Source organism: Deltaproteobacteria bacterium (genome assembly GCA_040223695.1).
In the GTDB taxonomy this organism is placed as follows: domain Bacteria; phylum Desulfobacterota_D; class UBA1144; order Nemesobacterales; family UBA2774; genus JAVKFU01.
Genome location: JAVKFU010000020.1, coordinates 137,538 through 159,532 on the forward strand (window position 1 = coordinate 137,538; position 21,995 = coordinate 159,532).

Here is a 21,995-nt window from a genome sequence, read left to right on the forward strand (position 1 = left end):
TTATGCACCATGAATAAAATCGACAGGAACGACCTGATTCTCTCCGCGCTCACAGGTGTTTTATACCCTCTGACGTTCATGGTCCCGTATTCTGGAATACTCTCGTGGGTGCTGCTCATCCCCCTTTTCCTTGCAATCGAGAAAAAGGGCGCGTTCGACGCCTTCAAGCTCGGCCTGATCGCAGGAACAGTCTCGAATTTCATCGGGACCTACTGGCTTATCGGCACTCTAGCCAGGTTCGGGGGATTTCCCATTCCCGTAAGCGTAGTATTCATAATTATATTGAGCGCCTATTCGGGTCTGGCGTACGCGATATTCTCCTACATAGTAACGAGGCTCGGGTTCCTAAAAAGCCCGGGGGTTCTTTCCGTCCTGCTCGTAGCGGCGGTATGGACATCTATCGAATACGTATTCCCGTTTCTCTTCCCTTACGGGATTGCCAATTCCCAGGCGGACTACATACACCTTATTCAGATTTTCGACCTGCAGGGCGTCTACACCCTGAGCTTCATAATAGTTGTCGTGAATGTGACAATCATGAGAGTCTTTAAGAGGTATTATGAAAAAACCCCTCTACCCGTAAGAGAGATAGCGTTATCCCTTGTTCTCATCGCATCTACGCTCTTTTACGGTATCTACAAAATAGACAAGGTCGAAGCGGAAATGGCCCGGGCGCCCAAGCTCAAAATAGGCATGGTGCAGGCAAACTTCGATTTTCTGGCCAAGACGGAGAGCCAGGAGGAGATTGTCACACAAAGGCACAAGGAGATGTCACGGGAGCTTCAATCGAGCGACCTCATCATTTGGCCCGAGACCGCTATTCAGGCCTGGTTCTCAAACGGCTCCGACCTGCTTATCGTAAGGGACGAGATGGGAGTGCCCGACATTGAAGGCAAATACTTCATTGTAGGGGGCATGTCCTTTGAACCCAAAGACCCTGAAGCGGAGATAATAACAGACGAGAACCTAACAAAGTACAACACCGCCTTCCTGACCGACTCAAAGGGTTTGATACTGGGAAGATACCATAAAATGGAGCTCCTCCTTTTCGGCGAATACCTGCCGTTTACAAAGTACGTCCCGGCGCTCAAGAATATAAGCCCGGCCTCGGGGGATTTCACGCCGGGGGACGAATTCAACCTCTTTGAAATAGAAGAAAAGAACGCGAGGATCGCGCCCATAATCTGCTACGAGGACATAATCCCTTCTTTCAGCAGGAAATTCGTGGCCAAGGGCGCCAACCTTATAATAAATATCACGAACGACGCCTGGTTCGGCAAAACGATAGCTCCCTACCAGCACCTGTTAGTGTCTATACCCAGGTCTGTCGAAACCAGAAGGTATCTGCTCAGATCCACGAATACCGGCATAAGCGCCATTATAGACCCCGTAGGCAGGGTAGTCGAAAAAACCGACATATTCGTCCGGACGAACCTTGAAGGAGAAGTCGGCCTTATGGACGGAGAGACCACACTTTATACAAAAGCAGGGGATATTTTCCCCGTAGCGTGCCTCGTGTTCTGGATAGGATTTGCCGTAATCGGAAAATTAAGAGGAAAGAATCTCTCTTAACGCGTCGAGGAACCTGTCGTTTTCCTCGGGTGTTCCTATAGTGACTCGCAAACAGTTCTCAAGCCTTCCGGGTTTATTGAAGTTTCTTATCAGAATATCCCTTTCGATCAATCCCTCGAATACAGAGTCGGCTGTTGCGGCCTTAAAAAGAATAAAATTGGCGTCGCTCCTGTACGGCTCAATCCCCTGCATATCCGCCAAGGTACGGAATACCCTCTGCCTCTCCCTTATTATGAGCTGAATGTTCTCCGATACGAATTCGTGGTTACCGAGTACGACTTCGGCTACCCCCTGGCTCAGGGAATTTATGTTGTACGGATACCTGACTTTATTAATTTCATGGACGAGACCATCCCTCCCGTAGAGGATGCCGAGCCTCAGGCCAGCAAACCCCACCTTGGACAGTGTCCTCAGTATCACGAGATTCTCATGCTCTTCTATCATCGGTAAAAACGTGTACCCGCTGAAATCTGAGTAAGCCTCGTCCACAACCACTATACCGCGTGACACGCGGATTATTTCCTTTATCCTGTCCGCTGAAAACACGTTGCCCGTCGGGTTATTCGGAGAGGCGAGGAATATCAGGTCGGGGTCCTGTTGCTCAATCAGTTCCGTCGTTCTCTCGATGTCGATATCGAAGCCGCCGTCAAGATCGACTTCGAGCGGCTCAGCGCCTAGAGCAAGACCGCTTATACCGTACATCGAGAATGTCGGGACCGGATAAAGCACTCTTCCCGTGCCGCCCGAAAAGGTAGTTATGAGCATCCCTATAAGCTCGTCCGAGCCGTTACCTAAAAGTATGCCCTCTTGGGGGAAATTGCTTACCTCCGAGATCTTCTCCCTCAACACATTCGCTTCGGGATCGGGATATCTGTTCACGTCAATGTTTTTTACAGCCGCCGTGACTTTTTCACTGACTTCGGGCGGGAGAGAAAAAGGACTCTCGTTTCCGTCGAGCCTCACGCTCGCCGCGACAGACGGCACGGAGTAGGCGGACAGACTCCTTATCCCGGGCTTTACTCTCGATTCCACGAGATTTTTCTCTTTATTTTGGGATTTTCGCTCGGTTTCGGGCTTCATTTTATTAGATTGGTTCATCATGAATCTCAAAAAAAAGAATGCGCCGTATTCGGACTAAGGAGGAGTTACCCGCTCTTTACCCTTACACCGACCGATAGAGCGTGAGCCTCCAGTTCCTCGCTGTAAGCCAGGTTCATGACCGAGCCTGACAGTTCTTTAAAACCCTTTTTCGAGATCGAAATAACGCTGGGCATCCTGAGAAAATCATAAACGCTCAGAGGGGACGAGAACCTGGCCGCTCCCCCTGTAGGCAGAACATGGCTCGGCCCGGCAATGTAGTCTCCGAACGCTTCGGTTGACATGGAGCCCAGAAAAATTGCCCCCGCGTGCCTGATACTCTTAAGGAGCTTTTTCGGACTCCTTACACATAACTCCAGGTGCTCTGGCGCCACGGCATTAGCGACATCCACAGCATTATCAAGTGTGCTTACGACGAAAATCCTCCCCCGGCTCCTTACGGATTCTCCGGCAATATCCTTCCTTTTTAGATTTCTCAGCTGTTTTGCCACCTCTTTTTCCACTTCACGGGCGTGTTTTTTTGAAACGGTCACAAGGATCGGCACCGCCATCTCATCATGCTCCGCCTGGGCCAGAAGGTCGGCCGCAACCCAGCTTGCGGGCGCGCTCCCGTCTGAAACAATAAGCACCTCGCTCGGCCCCGCAATCATATCTATGTCCACCTCGCCGAATACGAGCTTCTTGGCAATCGTAACGTATATATTCCCCGGACCCACTATCTTATCCACTTTAGGCACGGACTCGGTTCCGTATGCGAGGGCCGAGATCGCCTGCGCCCCGCCTATCTTGTAGATCGTATCCACGCCGGCTATCTCCGCGGCAACGAGGACGGCCGGATTGATTTCACCCCCCGGACAAGGAGTCACCAGAACAAGCTCCCTCACACCCGCGACCCTGGCGGGGATCGCCGTCATAAGCACCGTTGACGGATAAGCCGCCTTTCCTCCGGGCACATAGAGACCGGCCCGGTCGATGGGGCGTATGACCCATCCGAGCTCATTGCCCAGATCGTCCTTAAAGGTGCCGCCCTCCGGAAGCTTCTTCTTGTGGAACTCCCTTACCCTCTTTGCGGCTCTCAGCAGGTCTCTTCTCAACTTCCCCGGTACCAGTGACCCGGCTTTTTCCATTTCCTTCGCGGAAACTATAACCGTTTTCTTAGTGAGCTTTACCCTGTCGAATTTCCTCGAGTATCTGAATAGAGCCTCGTCCCCGTTTTTCCTTACATCCTCTACAATATCTCTGGCGGATGATTCGAGGCCGGGGTCGCTTAATGAAGAACCCCTCCTCAGATCCCTGATTTGCCTTTCGAGATTCCCTTTTTTTATTTCGACAATCTTCATAATGAAAGAGGATTATACATAGGAAAGATGACAATCTAAAGTAAAGTGCTCCCCGGCGGAACAGCGACTGTTGAAGCTCTGCCGTCCTCAGTGTTTTCTCACCATTTTTCGCCGTATCCGGTACACTAAGCTGACCCGAACGGGAAAAAGAGTTAAAAATATTACTACTATACGCCCTCTATACGCCCCCGGGCTAGGAATAATGAAGATATACAAACTGAAGAGAGAACAGGTAATTCCCATCACTATTAACGAGGCATGGGATTTTTTTTCGAATCCGGGGAACCTTCGGCTTATTACGCCCCCCTGGCTCGGCTTCGCCATAAAATCCGAGCTACCGGAGAAGATATATCCGGGGATGATCGTGACGTATACGGTTACCCCGTTTATGAATATACCGGTCAATTGGGTAACCGAGATAACTCATATGGAGAGACCAAATCTGTTCGTGGACGAGCAGCGTTTCGGTCCCTACAGGATGTGGCATCACGAGCATTTGTTCCGCGAGACTTCAGGCGGCGTGGAAGTTAGGGACCTTATACACTACGCCCTCCCCCTGGGTTCCCTGGGCAGGATAGCGCATGAGCTCTTTATTAAACGGCAGTTAAACGAGATATTTGAATTCAGGAAACAGTACCTGAAAAAGAAATTCTGCTAATCCGAAAAACTGTTTCCAGATCGCTTCCAAAACTAAACCGGCAAGTATCGGAATTGACACGGGAAGCCGGGAAAATATAATTTTCTATTATGAACGATTCGGTTGTGGACATAAATCAATATAAATACGAGCAGGCCGAAAGGGATATCAGGACCAAGCTTGTCGAATATTCCGAGCGGCCTGAAATACAGTCACAATTAGGGGAAGCCTTTTATATATGGAGGGATGACCCGGATTTTCTTCCCGAGGAAGTGACGGAAGATCAGGTTGACGATCTCACATTCGAAAAATTTTTCGACTGGTTCCTGTATGATTTCAAGCTTCTCGACACGCAGGAGAGAGTAATAGAAAGATACTACAAAAAGGAGCGGGAAAGCCTTTCGGAAACCGAAGAATCCATAGTCAGGGACTGGCTCCAAAATTTGTACAGCTTCTTCGAAATCGAAGAAGTCGTAGAGGGCGAAAGCTGCAAGATAAGAGACTTGTTTACGAAAGAGGTCTTTACAGTCATGGATTCCGCGTCCTCTACAAAGGTAAAACGCTCGGACATTATAGGAGCAAGGCCACTGAGCACGCGAAATCGCTTCTATTTTTCAGCGGTGATTTCCGTGTACCCGTCCACGTTTAAAAACATAATAATTGATTTCTTCAACAATGAGTTCAAGGAGTACAGAAAATCATTCGGCAACGCCAGAACAAAAGAGCAATATATAAAGGACTGGGGATTTCAGATAGGCCATTACCTCGAGGATTTGGTAAACCGTCCCCAATTCGTTACGCCCGAAGGGGACGAATTCGTACTTGCTTCGGGATTATACGCCGTCAAAGACAATCAGGAGGTCTTGAGAAGATTAGGGAAAATCAAGTCTCTGCATGAGATAATCGGGAAGGAAGAAGACATCAAGCTATTTAGCTGGGAAAAGAAAGGGCGGAACGACATATCGGCAACTCTGGAGATTGAGAATGACAGATTGCGAATCGAGTGCTATTCAACAAGCATGCTCGAGAAAGCCAAAAACAAAATCGAGAAGGAACTAAAGGGACTGGTTCGGCATTTGAACGACACAAAAAAAGAATCCGAGGCATTTATCAGTAAGAACAAGGATAAAAAGGACCGCCTGAGTAAAATGCCCCCCGGAGCCAGGAATAAAAAAGAAGTGGATGAAACCCTTGACGACTACTACACAAGATGGATTGATCAGCCCAACCCTGCGCTTAAAGGAAAGACGCCGAGAGAAGCCGCTAAATCGACCGAGGGGAGAAAGAATCTCATAAATGTGCTGAGCGAGCTCGAAGCAATATACGACAGTGCGAAAAAACGCGGTGAACCCTACTATAACCTCGACAAGATAAGGAAGAATTTGAATTTAAAGTAAAAACCCGACTCGACTCCGGCCTTCCGTGAAAAGTTTTCGATAAGCATGCGAACGGGTATTTAAGACGCATTATGGATTTCCTTTATGGCGTTCAAAAAAATCTAACTATCTGTAATTAAGAAGAGCAAATCATATGGACTAGACAAAATACCGTAACAGTGTTCATACTAAAGTATTAGCTTCCATGCATTTTTACATACTATAGTGATATAAAAAGACCTACTTAAGTCCGCTTGACTGTATATTTACCCATCCCTATAATATTAAATACAATCAATAAGAAGGGAGAACTTGTAATGAATAAAATAGTGAATATAACGATTGTATTTATTTTAGCGATTTCAATTAGTTATCAGCCAATAGTTACAGCTCATGCGCAAACTTCGCTTGACGCACAGGTCTCGCTTGGGGACATGAAAATTTCAGACGAGGTAAAAATAACGCTGGTTGACGGAAGCGAACTGACGCTGAAAGACGAAAGTTATCCCATTTACCCCGACATGATCATAAATACGCTGGACAACGGTCGGGCAACATTAATAGTCAAGGGCGGGAAATATGTCATAGAACCCGAATCAGTATTCAAGGTTCAATCAATCGGAGAAGGCTTTACGGGGCTATTACTTACCCAGGGGGACGAGGGTGAGGTTTGTTACTGTTTCAACCCGCAAGGCGGTTATCTGGTCGATACGCCTGATGCTGATACAATACCCGCAAACGCGAGCGCGGTTCCGGCCGGCATGCCAGAATTTGTGGATGGAAGAACTAACGTTACCGATAGCATAACTTACGCACTCCAGCTGGACGGTTACTCTGACTTCAAAACGGCGGCAACGAGTCAAACACTGGAGCCGGGAGACGCGGCATCCAATCCCCAGCAGCAAAACCCTTATGAGGCTTTCGAAAATAAATCCGGATGCTGTACTCCTGCCGCGGCGCCTCTTCTAATACCTGCTGCTGTCGGTGCAGCGGCTGTTACCGGCGCTATAATAGGAGCCACTACGGGTAACGATAACGACGGAACTGCGAGTGAAGTTATAAGGTCTGCCGAATAATTACTGCAAATCCGCGATAAAATCGCTATACCGGACTATAAAAGTTATACAACTTGCATATATAGGCTGTATAATTATAGGATAGTGAAGAAGGGGTCTGTAATTTTATGATCAATCCCAGGTTTATTATATTTGCTTTATTGGCGAGCTTTTTCCTGTACGTTTCATGCGGGGGCGGGTCTAAGTCCAGCGGTACCTATACCTTACCGCAAGCCCAGAGGACAGTAAACAAGGAAAATGAAGAGCTAAACAGGAAGCTGATTGAAGAGACGTTCAGCACGAATGTTTCGGATGATTATCTGATCGGCCCGGGGGACCTTTTGGATATTCAGGTGCTCGAAGCCCCGGATCTCGCCACCCAGGCCAGGGTGAGCAGTCGTAATAATATATCCTTCCCCCTTCTTGGAAAAGTGGAAATAGGCGGTCTTACCTCACAGGAGGCGGAGGAAAGAATCCAAGAGGAATTAACGCAAAAGTATATGCACGATCCCCACGTCACAGTTTCAGTTAAGGAATATAGAAGCCAGAGAGTTGCGGTAATAGGCAGCGTAAAGAATCCGGGCACTTACGAGCTTCTGGGAAAGGGGAATATTCTCGATGCCCTTGCTCTGGCGGGGGGGTTGAGCCCTGAGGCAAGCGAGATCGCTTACGTCACCCGAAAGAACAGTGGCGGAGAAGAGAAATCAGTACAAATAGATCTGGACGAGCTCCTTGATGAAGGAAATACAAGCTTAAATGTGCCCATCCATATGGGTGACGTTGTTTATGTTCCCGAGGCGGGCGTTATATACGTTGACGGAGCTGTTAAGGAACCCGGAACGTTCCCTCTGGCAGAAGACATGACGATAAGCCAGGCTATCACTGCGGCCGGCGGTCTCGATAATACGGCCGAAGCCTCGGACGTAAGATTAATAAGGAATGAGGACGGCCAGGTAATTGTGACCCCTGTAGATGTAAAACAGATAAAAGAAGGTGCGGCAGCAGATATAATATTAGAAGATCAGGATGTCGTCGTTGTCGGAAAAAATACGATAAAGAGCTTCTTTGATGCTATAAAACTGGGGTTATTCTTCCCGCCGTTCAGCGTAGGGGTACAGTAAATACAGGACACGTAAAAGAAATTATAAACATGGAAAATAACGGCAAAGATAATATCAATGGAGAGAATAATGGAAGGGATCTGGTTCCGGAAAACGAGAAGAGATCCTTAAAGGGCTATTATCCGCAGGCGCCCGAAATATTAAACGCGTACCCCATAGATGACGAATCAAGTATCCGCAGATACCTCGATGTAGTCTTAAGACGCAAAAAAATAATAATTACTTTTTTCGTCATAGTTTTATTTACAACCCTGATAGGAACACTCTTATCCGAGCCCGTCTATAAAGCGACGGCAAAATTAGAAATATCTCTCGAAAACCCCAAAGTTGTGAATTTCGATCAGGTTGTCGAGCTCGAGACCGAATCAGCAGAATTCTATGAAACACAATATCTGCTTCTCAAGAGTAACTCCCTTGCAAAAAAGGTAGTAGAAAAGCTCAATCTGCAGGAGCATCCTGAATTTAACTCGGAAAAAAAGAATCCGAGCATATTGTCGCGCATCACATCGGGATTCACGAATCTAATCGGCAATTCCATAAGCGGTGTAAAGAACCTGATAGTCAGGCCTTCTGATACCGACGATACTGAATTTGACGAAGAATTCCAGAGAAAGAACAAGGAGAACAATCTTGCCAGGGCGTTCGTAGGGGGTCTTGAAATATCCCCCGTAGGCAATTCGCGCCTGGTGGATGTAAGTTATGAATCTCATGACCGAAGGCTCGCGGCGGACGCAGTAAACACGTTGGCGGACTCGTTTATCGAGTGGCTTCTCAACAGGAAACTGGATGCAACCAAAAAGGGCAGGGATTTTTTAAGGAAGCAGATCGAACAAGCCCAGATCAATCTTGAGACATCCGAAGAAAAACTCAATGAATTCGCTAAAAGCAATGACATAGTTTCACTCGATGAAAAAATGAATATTACGTATCATACATTCTCCGAGCTCAACGACGCGCTGGCGAAGTCGGAAACGCAAAGATTGGAAAAAGAATCCCTCTACAAGCATGTACTGAACGGCAATATTGAATCACTTCCTATGGTTTTGAACGATTCCTATATCCAGGACCTTAAATCCGAACACGCCAGGGCTAAATCCGAATACAGTCAGTTAAGCGCTACTTTCAAAGCGGGATATCCGAAAGTAAAGGAAATGGGGGCCAGGGTCGGGGAGCTGCAAAAAAAGATAGACGAGGCGGAAAATAGCATCGCCGCTTCAATAAAATCCGACTATGAAGCCGCCATGAAAAAAGAGGAAACACTCAGGGAAAGCTACGAAAAGCAAAAGACGCTCGCTTCGGCGCTTAATGATAAATCAATTCAGTACAACATCCTCCAGCGTGAGGTGGATTCAAACGAAACCATATACAACACACTGCTGCAGAGACTAAAGGAAACAGAAGTTTCATCGGCAATTAAAGCGAGCAATATTCAGATTGTGGACTATGCGGCGGTACCCCTCTTCCCATACAAGCCGAACGTAACGCTGAACTTGCTGTTTGCCTGCATAATAGGCCTGGGCGGAGGCGTATTCCTGGCATTCTTTATGGAATACTTTGATAATACGATAAAAACAGCCGAAGATGTGCGTGACAAGTTAAAATACCCCGTTCTGGGGGGCGTCTTTGAATCCAAAGAGGCGGATAGTCTCGCCTCGCCTGTCGAGAAATCGTTCCTGCTCGACCCCAGATCTCACATTGCCGAGGCATTCAGGACAATAAGGACTTCTCTTCTGCTCTCGGTTCCCGGAAAGCCCCCACGTACTATTCTGATTACCAGCTGCTTCCCGGCAGAGGGAAAAACCACCGTGTCGATAAATCTCGCTTCTTCTTTCGCTCAGGCCGGAAGCAAGGTTCTGCTGCTCGAAGCCGACCTGCGTCGTCCGAGGATCGGAACCGTGCTCGGAAACAACGGTAACGGATTAAGCAGTTATTTAACCGGCAATGCGAATCTGGCGGATGTTATTTCCCACGGCGAGACAGCCAATCTATTCGTGTTACCCGTGGGGCCCGTGCCTATTAACCCCGCAGAGCTTCTGGGTTCGGATATTATGAGAAATCTGATGGATGAATTAAAAGAAGAATACGACTATATAATAGTTGACGGTCCCCCTGCTCTCGGGTTTGTCGATGCTCATATAATTTCAAATATCGTGGACGGCGTGGCTGTGGTTGTAAGGGCCGGGAAGACACCCCGAAATTCGATTAGAGAGCTTATAGACAGGTTGTGGAACCTTAAGGCCAATTTCCTCGGAGTAATAGTGAACGGAATCGAGTTGAATCAAAAAAGCTATTATTATCAATCCTACAACTATTATTACGGGGACGGCGAGGAGCAGAAAAAACTTACTACAGCAAAATCCGATGAGGACAACCATCCTGGCACATCCGGATAATCCTCGTAAAATTTTAATGTGAAGCCCCGCTTTCAGGGAATTCATTATTTTCAGTCAACTTTTTGTGTATTATATAACATTCGATTTTGTTATACCATTTGCTAAATGATACTCAATTTAGATTCCAGGCTGTCCCGCTATACGGCACTCCTCCTGACAATAGCAATCACCTTTGTATTGGTATGGAACTCGGCAAAAAGCTGGATCTCATACGAATATGCGAGCGACCCCCCTCCCGGGGGCCTGAAAAAAGCCATCTCCATCGAGGAGGAAAATGCGGATCTCTATTTCCTCCTCGGTCAGTATTACGATATATATGATTTTACAGCGCCGCGTGAGAAGGCCTACTCGCTATACAAGAAAGCTCTCAGGCTTAACCCGTTTAATTATAATTACTGGTTCTTCCTAGCGCGATTCCTCGGAAAGGAAGGCAGGAGGGATGAGGCGGTCTTCGCTCTTGAGCAGGCAACCCGGCTCTCTCCGGGAGTTGTATCGCTCAGGTGGGGTGCCGGTATGCTGGCCTCGGAGCTCGGGGGGAAAGAACTCCTCCTCGACAACCTGCGGCCGGTCATCGCAAATGACCCGCAAAGGCGGACAAAGGCTTTTACCGTCCTCTGGCAGACTCTGAGAAACGGCGAAGAGATACTGAATATAATTCCCGACAAAGTTCTTCCCCAGTATGTGCATTTCCTAATTGGCACGAAAAGGGTAAGTGAGGCCGCTGAGGCTTGGGGAAAACTATCGAGCACAGGGGGGGAGATACCCGAAAGCTTATTTCTCCGATATGTCGGTTTTTTAATTTCCGAAAACGAGTTACCGGCTGCAAAAGAGGCATGGACCGGCAGGTTGGGGAACTGGAGCGGAATCTGGAACGGGGACTTCGAAAATAAAATTCTGGACGGTGGCTTTGACTGGAGAATAAGGAGTGTGGACGGGTCGAAGATAACACAGGGTACTAAAAACGCAAAAGATAATCTGATTAAAATAGAGTTCGACGGTGAGCACAATGTCGATTTCAGGCATTTAAGCCAGGTCGTACCCGTAGAAGAGAATAGTAAATATAAACTGAGCTCGTTAATGAAAACCGAGTATATATCGACAGGCAACGGGCTTTTCTGGCAGGTCTATTGTCTAAACGGCAAGGACTTATCCTCGGAGTCGGAACATCTCAGGGGTACTTCCGATTTCAGATGGGTGAACCTGTCATTTGAAACCCCTCGAGGCTGTAGTTCGGTCGTAGTGCGGCTTAGGCGGGAAAAAAGCAATAAAATTGATAATAAAATTTCAGGAACCGTGTGGATCGACAAGGTAGTATTGGAAAAAGAGCTATAGCTGGCTCCAAACATTTTAGCAGATGCCTTTGATTAGAGAAAAACTGATACCATTAGTCATAAGCCTGGGAATAGGACTAATTTTAATTTCTCCGTTACCGTACGGCAATGTTGAAATATGGTCCGTGTCCTTTTTTGAAATAGTATCGTTTATGACATTCGGCGCGTGGCTAACAGGCAAAATATTAAACCGCCGAATAAGGTTGGTGCAATCTCCAATATACATTCCAATGGGGATTTTTTTTCTATTAATAATATTTCAAACCGTACCACTGCCGAACTTTATATTGAACATAATCTCACCCCACACATCAGTGCTTTGGCAGACAAAAGTCGAAGCCTTAAAACATATATACGGAAGCGACACCAATCTCTCCAATACAATAAGTCTCTATCCATTCGTAACACGAGAGAAGCTTCTTTTATACCTGTCGTATGCAGCCTTTTTCGTTGTAGTTGCGGACTACATACGCTCCACGGATCAAATTAAAAGATTCTTTTGGATTATTTTCACAGTCGCGATTACGGAGTCCGTCATAGGGCTTCTCCAATATATCGCAAGCGGCACAGAGGTGCCGGCGTCAGGAACCTATATAAACCCCAATCATTTCGCTTCACTTCTTATTGTTATTATTCCATTGTTTTTAGGATACATTCTTAATCTCGGCGCTAAACAGGGGAATCCCCGGAGCCGTTGGGAAAAGAAATTTAAAATTCACATTTCTTCTCAGCCAACTCTTCTTTTTGCAACTTCTCTAATGGCTCTAAGCCTGATACTTTCTCAATCCCGAGGAGCAATTCTCTCCCTTGTCGCCTCTATACTTTTCTTCTACGTAGTTATTAACCGGAATAAAAAAACCGTGTCTGTAAAATGGCTGCTGGGACTCTTCTTCCTAGTAATTGTAGTGTATTCTCTATGGATCGGGCTGGATCCCGTAATTGAAAAATTTTCAGCCTCCGAGAAAGATTTACCAAAACGTACGTATATCTGGAAAGACAGCGTCAATCTTATAAAAGACTTTCCGGTCTTCGGTACCGGCCTGGGAAATTTCAGTTTAGCTTATACGATGTACAAAAATGAGGCTTATTGGCCGCGCGTTTATGAGCACGCCCACAATGACTATATTGAATTTGCCGTCGAAACAGGCTTTATCGGTCTTATACTCATATTTTGGGCGATTATAGCATTTTATAAAGTCGCAATTAGCAGCCTGACAGAATTATCTCCTAACAGGGATCCGCTTAGGTTTTATCTATTTTTGGGATGTATAAGCGGGATGTTCGGATTGCTGATTCACTCTATAACGGAATTTAATTTCCAGATTCCGTCGAATACTTACTACTTTATTTTTCTCCTGGGGCTATCAAGCAGCTTACTAATCCGGCTTAAGAAAGGGAAGACCCACTCCGCCTAAGTCAGACCGCAACACTCTATGGATGCACGGTGAAGTTATAACTCAAGCTCTAACGAATTTCTTATCGTCAGCTCTTGTTCTCGCCTCCGCCTGTCTGTAGAGACAATCTCTCAAACCCGATTCTGAAATGTAACCCATATTGATCAAAATCTTCCCGATTTTGCCGCCTTTCCCCTTTTGGTACTCTAAAGCTTTTTCCAGCTGTTCATTAGTAATCACATTTGCGGCCAGCATTATCTCACCAATAAAATTGGATTTTTGATAGTTATTGCTAAACCAGTTAGCGCTTGAATTCACTGTAACCTGCATGTTCAGGAAATCCTTCAGCTTTTCTTTCGTGATATAACCCTTTTCAATCAATATCTCCCCGATTTTGCCGCCCCATTTTTCCTGATACAGAAGTGCTTCCCTAAGCTGTTCTTCGCTTATTACTCCCGCTTCCAAAATCACCTGTCCTATTAGTTTATCTATCCTCTTTTCCTCGCCTTCCCAACTAAATGTGAAAGTGAACCAGAATGAAGCAATTATGAGTTTCAGATCCAGCAAAAAACTTTGATTGCAAATATAGAGTATGTCGTAGCGAAGCTTATTTTTCGGATGTGTATTGTAGTGTCCGTAGACCTGAGCTATACCGGTCAATCCGGGTTTAACTCGCAGCCTGTTCTCAAATCCCGGTATTACTTTACTTATTTCATCGAAAAGCTCGGGCCTTTCTGCGCGCGGACCGACAAAACTCATTTGACCGGCTAAAATATTGAATAGCTGGGGTAACTCATCCAGCTTTGTTTTTCTTAGAAAGCTCCCTACCCTGGTTATTCTGTAGTCTTTTTTGTAGGCCCATACAGGACCCGTGTTTACTTCCGCGTCCTTTATCATGGATCGGAACTTATAGATTTTGAATTTTTTACTGCCCTCGCCTAATCTCGTCTGTGCGAAAATAATCGGCCTTCCGTCTTCAAGGTAAATTGCGATTGCAACCGCAACCCATATCGGCAAAGAAATAATCAAACCCAGTAAAGACAGCAAGAAGTCAAAAGGTCTTTTTAAAAAAGGGCCTTTTACAGGGTTTAAATCAACTTCTGCCTGACTATAGTTATCATCCATTGTTTATTTCACGCAACTCGGTTTATTTTACTCTACCGGCCTTCCTACACTCAACATCAACTCTGTAAACTCCGGAAAACCTTCCCTGCGCCTCGTTCCCGAAATATCTTACCAATAAAACGGTTAGAAGCCCCGTCATTAATACATACGTTTACAGAGGAAGTCCGGATTAATGAACCTCATGTCAATTATAATGCAATAATTATGCCAATAAGGTATATCACCCTAACCCACTTATTTTATAACATATTATACTATACAACCAAAATTCGTATACAAGATTTGTACTTGCGGAGAAGAATTATCGACACTTTTTGTTAGAATACTAACAATAAAAAAGCCCGATGCGGTCCTCTCCCCGAAAAATTGATCCGAATTAAACAGCGAAGCGAGTTCTATATTAGCAAACCACGTTCATTTTTCGACATGCCGAGTAAGATATACCGAAATTGTGGAGCAGAGCTATTACCGGTGGATGAAAAAATATGCAGGTATCATGTCCTCTGAGACAAACGGTCTCAAACAGCTTGAAGGAGCTTGTGGCTGATCTGTCTTTGAATAAGGAGATATGTTGCCTGAAGTGCTCGGTCATACCTGAGCACCCGAAAAAACCGGATTTTCTCACTCTATTTGATACTAAGTTTGAGATGAAGCTTACTTTTAGAAGTTATGGCTTAAGGAGCTATGGCTGGCGTTGTTTATTTGTAGTGATTTATCCTGGTCCGCGGGCAGTGTGATTATAAACTTCGTTCCTACTCCTACTTCACTCTCACAAATAATCTCACCATTATGCTCGTTTATTATATGCTTTGAGATTGATAGTCCGAGGCCCGTTCCCTTACCCACAGGTTTAGTAGTGAAAAATGGGTCAAATATTTTATCTATTTTTTCTTTCGGTATACCGTCACCGTTATCCTCAAACGTGATTTCGATGTTGTCACCCTTGTGCTTTATATAAATTTTGACGTCTTTTCCATCGCTCCTCTCCAGCGCGTCTATCGCATTTGACAGCAGGTTTGAAAATACTTGCATGATATGTGTGGGCTTAATCCAGATTTCCAATTTGTCATCATCTATTTGCTCTATAATGTTTATGTTGTGTTTCACAATACGAAAGTTAATTAACTCCAGAACCTTGTCCAGAATCTCGGAGCAACATACTCTTCGAAGCTCATTAGTTTGATTCCCGTTATAGGAAAAAATCAGAAGATTTTCTATTATACTGATGCAACGACTTGTTGCTTCTTCAGCAATTTGAAGATATTTATGTCTTTTGTCATCTTCAGAAGTTACTTTAAGACTCATTTCTATAAAGTTAATAATTGCCGTTAGCGGATTGTTTAATTCATGAGCGACACCAGCAACCATAATTCCAATCGCGCTCATCTTCTCCGATTGAATCAGCATTTGGGTTGTTTGTTTTAAATGCTCTTTTTTCTCTTTTAATTCTCTGTTTTTATTAGAAAGTGATTTTTCCGTCCTGATTCGCTCTTGGATCTCTCTTTTCAGGGATTGATTAGCTCTCGTTAATTCGAGAGTTCGTTCTTTAACCAGATCTTCCAAATTTTCGTTAATCTCGATTAATTCCTTTGAGCTTAGCTCGAGTGAACGCTCCAGCATTTTACGGTCTTCATCAGCCTGGCGATAGGTTTCTCTAACCGTTTCAACAAATACTCTCAAATCCTCCGGAATTGAGGCCGAATCGCCGAAGTGTTTTTTTATCTGACGTTCAAACAGTTTAAGCATTTATTTTTTTATCTCTCCGATAGTGTAGTAATTGTCATGGTTTGATTATGTAACTCACACTTGCAGGAAGAATTAAGCGGCGATATTTCGCCGTAAGAATAAAATCCGGAGAGCACGGTGTTTTCTCCGAGTACGTTACGCACTCCCTCTACCTCTTCATCTATCCTTTGCTTAAGAACCATTTTCCTCCCGACGCAGCTTATCAAAAGAGCCAGGTCAGGCGTCACAGATCCTACTGACTCATAACTTGTCTGAGCCGCCGTGGACGCGCCGCCTATAAGCCTGTCGAAATTTGCCTTCATCAAACGCGCATACGTACCTTCAGGCACATCACCCGCAAACGTCATGCTATCGTCAGTTTCACTTATACCGAGTATTGTGCGAACAACCCCTATCTCACTATCCTTACTTCGCACTTCTAACGGAAAGAGTAATGCGCTCGACGGGAGACCTTCAGCGTGGTCTCCCAAATATCTTTTATAAAGCTCCAATGCCGATTTATTATCCACCTCATACAGGATGTTTCCGTTTGATTTCGTGATTAACCTCTCCGGGCCGAACGGATCCCAGCCGCCCAGAGAACCGAAACCTACTTTTAGACCGCTCCCGTATAGTCCCAGAACCGCAATCGTATTACTTTCAGCTTTACCGTCCCACACGACAACTGTCTCCTTAAAATTCAACCCGTCTCCCGACAGACCCCCCGTTATCGACACCCCCTCGGGTATGTGTTTCGAGATTCCCCTTACAAGTTCACTTCCGTTAACTTTTACGCCTTCGGATAATACGAGTACGTGAACCAGTCCTTCTTTTTTAAGAGACCTGCCTAAACATTCGCCCGCTTGAAAACTGTCCTTTGTTTTACTTAGCCTGATGCAGGTTCCGTCAAATGTCGAATCTTTAAAATTTAAAGCAGTCATCACAAGGGAATTGTCCGATACCTCTGTGCCGAAAATCTCTCCGGCTGTTGAACATCCGAAGATATGGGAATCGGGATAAGTCTCCCTCACAAGATCAACATTTTTTTTATCTTTAAGCAATGAAGTGCTTCCGAATAAAAGAACCAGTTGCGCGGAATGGCCTAACTCTCCGGGCGGTACCGGCTCCCATTTTTTTCCTTCAGTCCATCTGGCTTGTTCAACTCGCATTTTCTTGTCCCCATATTTGCATATTGCTCCTAAGCGTAGCTGAAAAAGAAATTATACAAAGCCCTTATAAAATAATTAAAAACCTGCACGCTTCAAAGTAATGCTATGTGTCCATAGTAATTGCAATTTTTATGCCATTCATCCAGTGAAACTAAGTATCTATCATTATTGTGATTTTAATATTTCAGATAATTACTGATGTTTAATTATGAATAGATAGTGACAATTTTTGTCGTTGGGACAGTTGTTTTACCCCGAAAGGCTATACGGACTCAAGTGGAACAGTACGCTTACTTACCGTTATATTGTTTTCTTTCCTAATCTCTCCAGTCGCTTCGTTTGAAGTACTGTCCCCATCTATCTCAAACAGGCTACTGGATAATCCGGGCAATTAACACTCTAACTGTATTTGCCTTACGTATTCGCCGCGCGAGTCTGATACGGTTCTGCCGAATACAGACCTTGATTTGGATGCGTCTATCTCGTTCAATACTCCCACTTCATTTAGTTTTTATATAAGATTTTAATATCTCATTCCTACCAGACCGTTAAAGGAGAGCGCTGTACGATCAGCCCCGCGCTCTCTCAATAAAGAAACTCAAAAGACTTTATATAACGGCATTTAGTATTATAATTATAAGAGAATAGTTGACTAATACCCTGTTAGCACTAAATTTTTGAACATGTCTTAATAGTTGTTAGGTAATACGCGGGAGATCCACGAATTAATAATTCAACTGACGCAGAGTCAATAGAAAATTCCGACAACAAATCAGATTCAGAACAGAGAAAGCCCTTTGCTGTAAGAGAGGCTCAAACCGGCATATCTTTGAGGCTGGGGGAGCTCTGGGAATACCATGAACTGATTTATTTTTTAGTATGGCGCGACCTCAAAGTGCGGTACAAACAAACTGCGCTTGGGGTAGCTTGGGCGATTCTCCAACCCTTTTTAACCATGGTGGTATTTACGATATTCTTCGGCAATCTCGCGAAGGTTCCCTCAGACGGAATACCCTACCCTATATTTTCGTTTGCCGGACTTTTGCCATGGCAGCTCTTTGCCAACGCTCTGACAAATTCAAGCAACAGTCTCGTAAACAACAGTAATCTGATAACAAAAGTCTACTTTCCGCGATTGATCATGCCTTTATCCTCGGTAGTCGGCGGACTGGTAGATTTCTTTTTAGCGTTTCTAGTGTTGATAGGAATGATGTTTTACTATGGGATAACACCCACGTACGGAGTATTGATGCTGCCTCTCTTCATATTACTGGCGATTGCGACGTCTTTTGCGGTGAGCCTCTGGCTGTCCGCCCTGAATGTGCAATACAGGGATGTACGGTACACAATTCCTTTCCTGACGCAATTCTGGCTCTTCATCACGCCCATCGCGTACCCGAGCAGCCTGGTTCCCGAAAAATGGCATTTTATCTACGGACTCAATCCGATGGCGGGAGTGGTTGAGGGTTTCCGCTGGGCACTGCTGGGAAAATCAAGCGAAACAGGCCCCTTGTTAATAATATCGGTAATTATCGTTATATTGCTGCTCGTTGGCGGTCTGATCTATTTCAGACACATGGAAAAAACGTTTGCGGATGTGGTTTAAAAATGAATAACACGGCAATCAGAATTAACGGCATAGGCAAAGAGTACAAGATAGGGAAAAAGCAAGAATACAGGACTATCCGCGATACCATATCGGACATTTTTATGAGAAACCTGAACAGGCTGCCTTTTTATTCAAACAAAGAAACAGACGACGCGCCCGGCGGTTCCTCCAAATCTTTCTGGTCACTCAGAAATATCTCTTTTAATGTCGGGGACGGAGAGATTATCGGAATTATCGGGCGCAACGGAGCAGGAAAAAGCACGCTTCTTAAAATAATTTCCGGCATAACCGATCCGTCCGAAGGCAGAATCGAGATTTTCGGCCGTATCGGTTCCCTTTTAGAAGTCGGCACCGGCTTCCATCAGGAGTTGACGGGCAGGGAAAATATATATCTAAACGGCGCAATACTCGGCATGAAAAGACTTGAAATAGACCGTAAGTTCGATGAAATTGTAGCTTTTTCGGATATAGAGGAATTTATAGATACCCCTGTTAAACGCTACTCGAGCGGTATGCGGGTCCGTTTGGGCTTCTCAGTCGCGGCTCATCTGGAGCCCGAAATCCTTCTCATAGACGAAGTGCTTGCGGTAGGTGACGCCGCCTTTCAGAAAAAATGCCTGGGCAAGCTGGACAACGTAGCAACCTCAGAGGGCAGGACCGTCCTGTTCGTAAGCCACGACATGACCGCTATTCTCTCTCTGTGCCATAAAGCCGTATTACTGGAAAACGGGCAATTGAGCTTTGAAGGCTCGACTGACAAGGTGGTGCAGCAGTATCTGCAAAACATGAGTTCCACTTACGAGACCCCCCTTGACCAAAGGGAAGACCGCGGCGGGAATCAGAGTATAATCGTAACTTCGCTTAAGATCGAGAACGCCGAGGCCGGAAAACCTATTCGACCCGGCTCTAAATTGGCAATAGAGATCGGATACCGGAGCAGGGACAAAATACTTTATCCGCATTTTTTGGTAAAAATAAGAGACTTCAGGACACGCGCGACTATACTACGGCTCGATAGCGATATGACGAATGGACTGCCCGAGGTACTTCAGCCCGAGGGTGTTGTTAAATGTTTAACCGACGAAATATATATGACACCCGGGCGGTGCACCGTGGATATTGAAATAAAGAAAGGGATGGTAACAGCTGACAGAATCGAATATGCGGGATATTTCGACATCGAAACCGAAGACCTGTTCGGGTCCGGCAAAATTCCGTCACGTAATCAGGCCATGTATCTGGCGAAATATAAATGGTCGATAGAAAACGATTAGCCAGACAAGGGGAACGTATAATACAGCAACAAATAAATTCATGCGTTCTACTAACAAATAGATGAATGACAAACCGCTCGTATCAATCACTATCCCCTTTTTGAATGCCGAGAAATTCATAGAAGGAGCCATACAAAGTATCTTCGCTCAGACATACGAAAACTGGGAGCTCTTGCTTGTTGATGACGGATCAACGGATCATAGCACCCAAATTGCTCTTGATTACGCTGAGAAATATCCAGGAAAAGTTTTCTATTTTGAGCACGATCAACATAAAAACCGGGGACTTAGTGCAACGCGAAATCTTGGGATACAACACGCTAAAGGGAAATATATAGCACTTCTTGATTCTGATGATGTGTGGCTTCCCTTTAAGCTTGAAGAGCAGGTAGAGATACTGGAATTAATTCCGGAAGCAGCGATGGTCTATGGAGCATCCGAATACTGGTATAGCTGGACAAACAGGCCCGAAGATATTGATCGCGACTATATAGAAGAATCGGGAATAGATGCTCCCGGACTCATCCAGCCCCCTAAATTATTGACCCTGGCTCTAGAATCAAAGGCCCCCACTCCATGCCCCTCTGATATATTGCTGCGCAAAGAGATTCTAGAACACGTGGGCGGCTTTGAAGAGAGCTTCGACAGCTTCCGCGCAATGTTTGAAGACCAGGCCTTTCTCGCAAAAATATATCTTAGCGCCCCGGTATACGTGTCCAATCAATGCTGGGACCGTTACCGCCAGCATAGAGGATCAATTGTTCACAAGGTCAATAAAGCAGGCAAAAATCACAAAGCCGGATTATTTTACCTTACATGGCTTGAAGAATATTTTCTGAGGCAAGGAATTAAAGACGATGAACTGTGGAAGGCTCTACGGATTAAACAAGAATCCTATAAGAATAAAAAATTGAGATACAGTAACCCCAATTTATCTCGAATAATCACGTTCACGCAGACTGTTCAAAGCACTGCAAAAAGAATATTGAAAAGGTCCTCACATTACCTGCTACCCAATAAAATGTTTTATTTCTTACTCTCAAAATGGAAAGGATACCGCTACCTCCCGCCCACAGATGGCGTTCGTTTCGGAGACCTGAGAAGACTAAAGCCAATAAGTGAACACTGGGGGAGCGACAGGGGGTTACCTATAGACCGTTATTATATCGAAAGCTTTTTAGCTTCACACTCGGAATATATGAAGGGGCGGGTACTCGAATTCGGGGACGACCGTTACACACGCAAATTCGGAACTGAGAATATAATACAAAGCGACATTATCAATTTACTAAAAGAAAGTAATCCTGACACTACAATCGTAGCGGATATAACATCCGCCCCCCATATCCCGTCAGACAGCTTCGATTGTATTATTTTTACGCAGACCCTCCAGCTAATCTATGATTTTCGAGCGGCCATACAAACGCTTTACCGCATCCTCAAGCCGGGAGGCATTTTACTCGCGACTTTCCCCGGAATCAGTCAAAGCAGCGGCACCACATGGGACAGATACTGGTGCTGGAACTTCACGTATTTATCCGCAGAGAGGTTATTTAAAGAATTTTTCCCCGATAACAATGTAGAAGTCAAAGCTCACGGCAACCTGCTTACAGCGATCAGCTTTTTGCAGGGATTGGCGAGAGAAGAACTCAGCATTGATGAGCTTGAGTACCATGACCCCAGATACGAAATGGTTATCACGGTTAAAGCAGTCAAGCCGGAACAAGTTTAATACAATTCAATGGATCAAGACAGGCATAATATAACTCGAATACC

General features: G+C 45.2%; 16 protein-coding genes and 1 pseudogene. 12 read left to right on the top strand and 5 right to left on the bottom strand.

Annotated elements, in window-relative coordinates; genetic code table 11:
* Window positions 1–9: 9 nt before the first annotated feature.
* Window positions 10–1,572: an apolipoprotein N-acyltransferase gene (lnt, locus tag RIG61_13725; GenBank protein MEQ9620216.1), complete on the top strand. Its 1,563-nt coding sequence runs from the start codon at window positions 10–12 to the stop codon at window positions 1,570–1,572.
* On the opposite strand, the gene hisC is transcribed toward lnt, so the two are convergent.
* Both hisC and hisD read right to left on the bottom strand, forming a co-directional pair.
* Entirely contained in the window at window positions 1,549–2,670 is a 1,122-nt protein-coding gene (hisC, locus tag RIG61_13730; GenBank protein MEQ9620217.1) for a histidinol-phosphate transaminase, read from the bottom strand. The genes lnt and hisC overlap by 24 nt on opposite strands.
* 47 nt (window positions 2,671–2,717) lie before the next feature.
* A complete protein-coding gene (gene hisD, locus RIG61_13735) occupies window positions 2,718–4,010 on the bottom strand; it encodes a histidinol dehydrogenase (GenBank protein MEQ9620218.1) in 1,293 nt (430 codons plus the stop codon).
* A 202-nt stretch (window positions 4,011–4,212) separates the two neighbouring features.
* On the opposite strand from hisD, the gene RIG61_13740 reads away from it, so the two are divergent.
* The 7 genes from RIG61_13740 to RIG61_13770 all read left to right on the top strand — a co-directional run bounded on the left by RIG61_13740 (window position 4,213) and on the right by RIG61_13770 (window position 13,338).
* Window positions 4,213–4,668, top strand: a complete 456-nt coding sequence (locus tag RIG61_13740) for an SRPBCC family protein (GenBank protein MEQ9620219.1) — start codon at window positions 4,213–4,215, stop codon at window positions 4,666–4,668.
* Between the two features lie 89 nt (window positions 4,669–4,757).
* Window positions 4,758–6,044 carry a DUF2384 domain-containing protein gene (locus RIG61_13745; GenBank protein ID MEQ9620220.1) on the top strand — a complete coding sequence of 429 codons (1,287 nt, stop codon included), beginning with the start codon at window positions 4,758–4,760 and terminating at the stop codon, window positions 6,042–6,044.
* Between the two features lie 296 nt (window positions 6,045–6,340).
* Window positions 6,341–7,099 carry a hypothetical protein gene (locus tag RIG61_13750; protein MEQ9620221.1) on the top strand — a complete coding sequence of 253 codons (759 nt, stop codon included), beginning with the start codon at window positions 6,341–6,343 and terminating at the stop codon, window positions 7,097–7,099.
* Between the two features lie 107 nt (window positions 7,100–7,206).
* Window positions 7,207–8,199, top strand: a complete 993-nt coding sequence (locus RIG61_13755; protein MEQ9620222.1) for an SLBB domain-containing protein — start codon at window positions 7,207–7,209, stop codon at window positions 8,197–8,199.
* Between the two features lie 29 nt (window positions 8,200–8,228).
* Window positions 8,229–10,592, top strand: coding sequence for a polysaccharide biosynthesis tyrosine autokinase (locus RIG61_13760; GenBank protein MEQ9620223.1), 2,364 nt, complete (start codon window positions 8,229–8,231; stop codon window positions 10,590–10,592).
* Between the two features lie 105 nt (window positions 10,593–10,697).
* Window positions 10,698–11,924, top strand: coding sequence for a tetratricopeptide repeat protein (locus RIG61_13765; GenBank protein MEQ9620224.1), 1,227 nt, complete (start codon window positions 10,698–10,700; stop codon window positions 11,922–11,924).
* 286 nt (window positions 11,925–12,210) lie between these two features.
* Complete coding sequence (locus RIG61_13770; GenBank protein MEQ9620225.1) at window positions 12,211–13,338, top strand: O-antigen ligase family protein; 1,128 nt, start codon at window positions 12,211–12,213, stop codon at window positions 13,336–13,338.
* A 42-nt stretch (window positions 13,339–13,380) separates the two neighbouring features.
* On the opposite strand, the gene RIG61_13775 is transcribed toward RIG61_13770, so the two are convergent.
* Window positions 13,381–14,442, bottom strand: a complete 1,062-nt coding sequence (locus RIG61_13775) for a sugar transferase (protein MEQ9620226.1) — start codon at window positions 14,440–14,442, stop codon at window positions 13,381–13,383.
* 448 nt (window positions 14,443–14,890) lie between these two features.
* On the opposite strand from RIG61_13775, the pseudogene RIG61_13780 reads away from it, so the two are divergent.
* Window positions 14,891–15,011 (top strand): annotated as a pseudogene (locus RIG61_13780) (IS3 family transposase).
* Between the two features lie 91 nt (window positions 15,012–15,102).
* Here RIG61_13780 and RIG61_13785 read toward each other — a convergent pair.
* The gene (locus RIG61_13785; GenBank protein ID MEQ9620227.1) at window positions 15,103–16,188 is read right to left on the bottom strand and encodes a HAMP domain-containing sensor histidine kinase; all 1,086 of its coding nucleotides are present in this window, start codon (window positions 16,186–16,188) and stop codon (window positions 15,103–15,105) included.
* Between the two features lie 8 nt (window positions 16,189–16,196).
* Window positions 16,197–17,336 carry an FIST N-terminal domain-containing protein gene (locus RIG61_13790; GenBank protein ID MEQ9620228.1) on the bottom strand — a complete coding sequence of 380 codons (1,140 nt, stop codon included), beginning with the start codon at window positions 17,334–17,336 and terminating at the stop codon, window positions 16,197–16,199.
* 829 nt (window positions 17,337–18,165) lie between these two features.
* Between RIG61_13790 and RIG61_13795 the strand changes: the two genes are divergently transcribed.
* From RIG61_13795 to RIG61_13805, 3 genes are all read left to right on the top strand, one after another.
* Window positions 18,166–18,942, top strand: coding sequence for an ABC transporter permease (locus tag RIG61_13795; protein ID MEQ9620229.1), 777 nt, complete (start codon window positions 18,166–18,168; stop codon window positions 18,940–18,942).
* A 2-nt stretch (window positions 18,943–18,944) separates the two neighbouring features.
* Window positions 18,945–20,219: a polysaccharide ABC transporter ATP-binding protein gene (locus RIG61_13800; protein ID MEQ9620230.1), complete on the top strand. Its 1,275-nt coding sequence runs from the start codon at window positions 18,945–18,947 to the stop codon at window positions 20,217–20,219.
* 61 nt (window positions 20,220–20,280) lie between these two features.
* The gene (locus tag RIG61_13805; GenBank protein ID MEQ9620231.1) at window positions 20,281–21,951 is read left to right on the top strand and encodes a glycosyltransferase; all 1,671 of its coding nucleotides are present in this window, start codon (window positions 20,281–20,283) and stop codon (window positions 21,949–21,951) included.
* Window positions 21,952–21,995 lie beyond the last annotated feature (44 nt).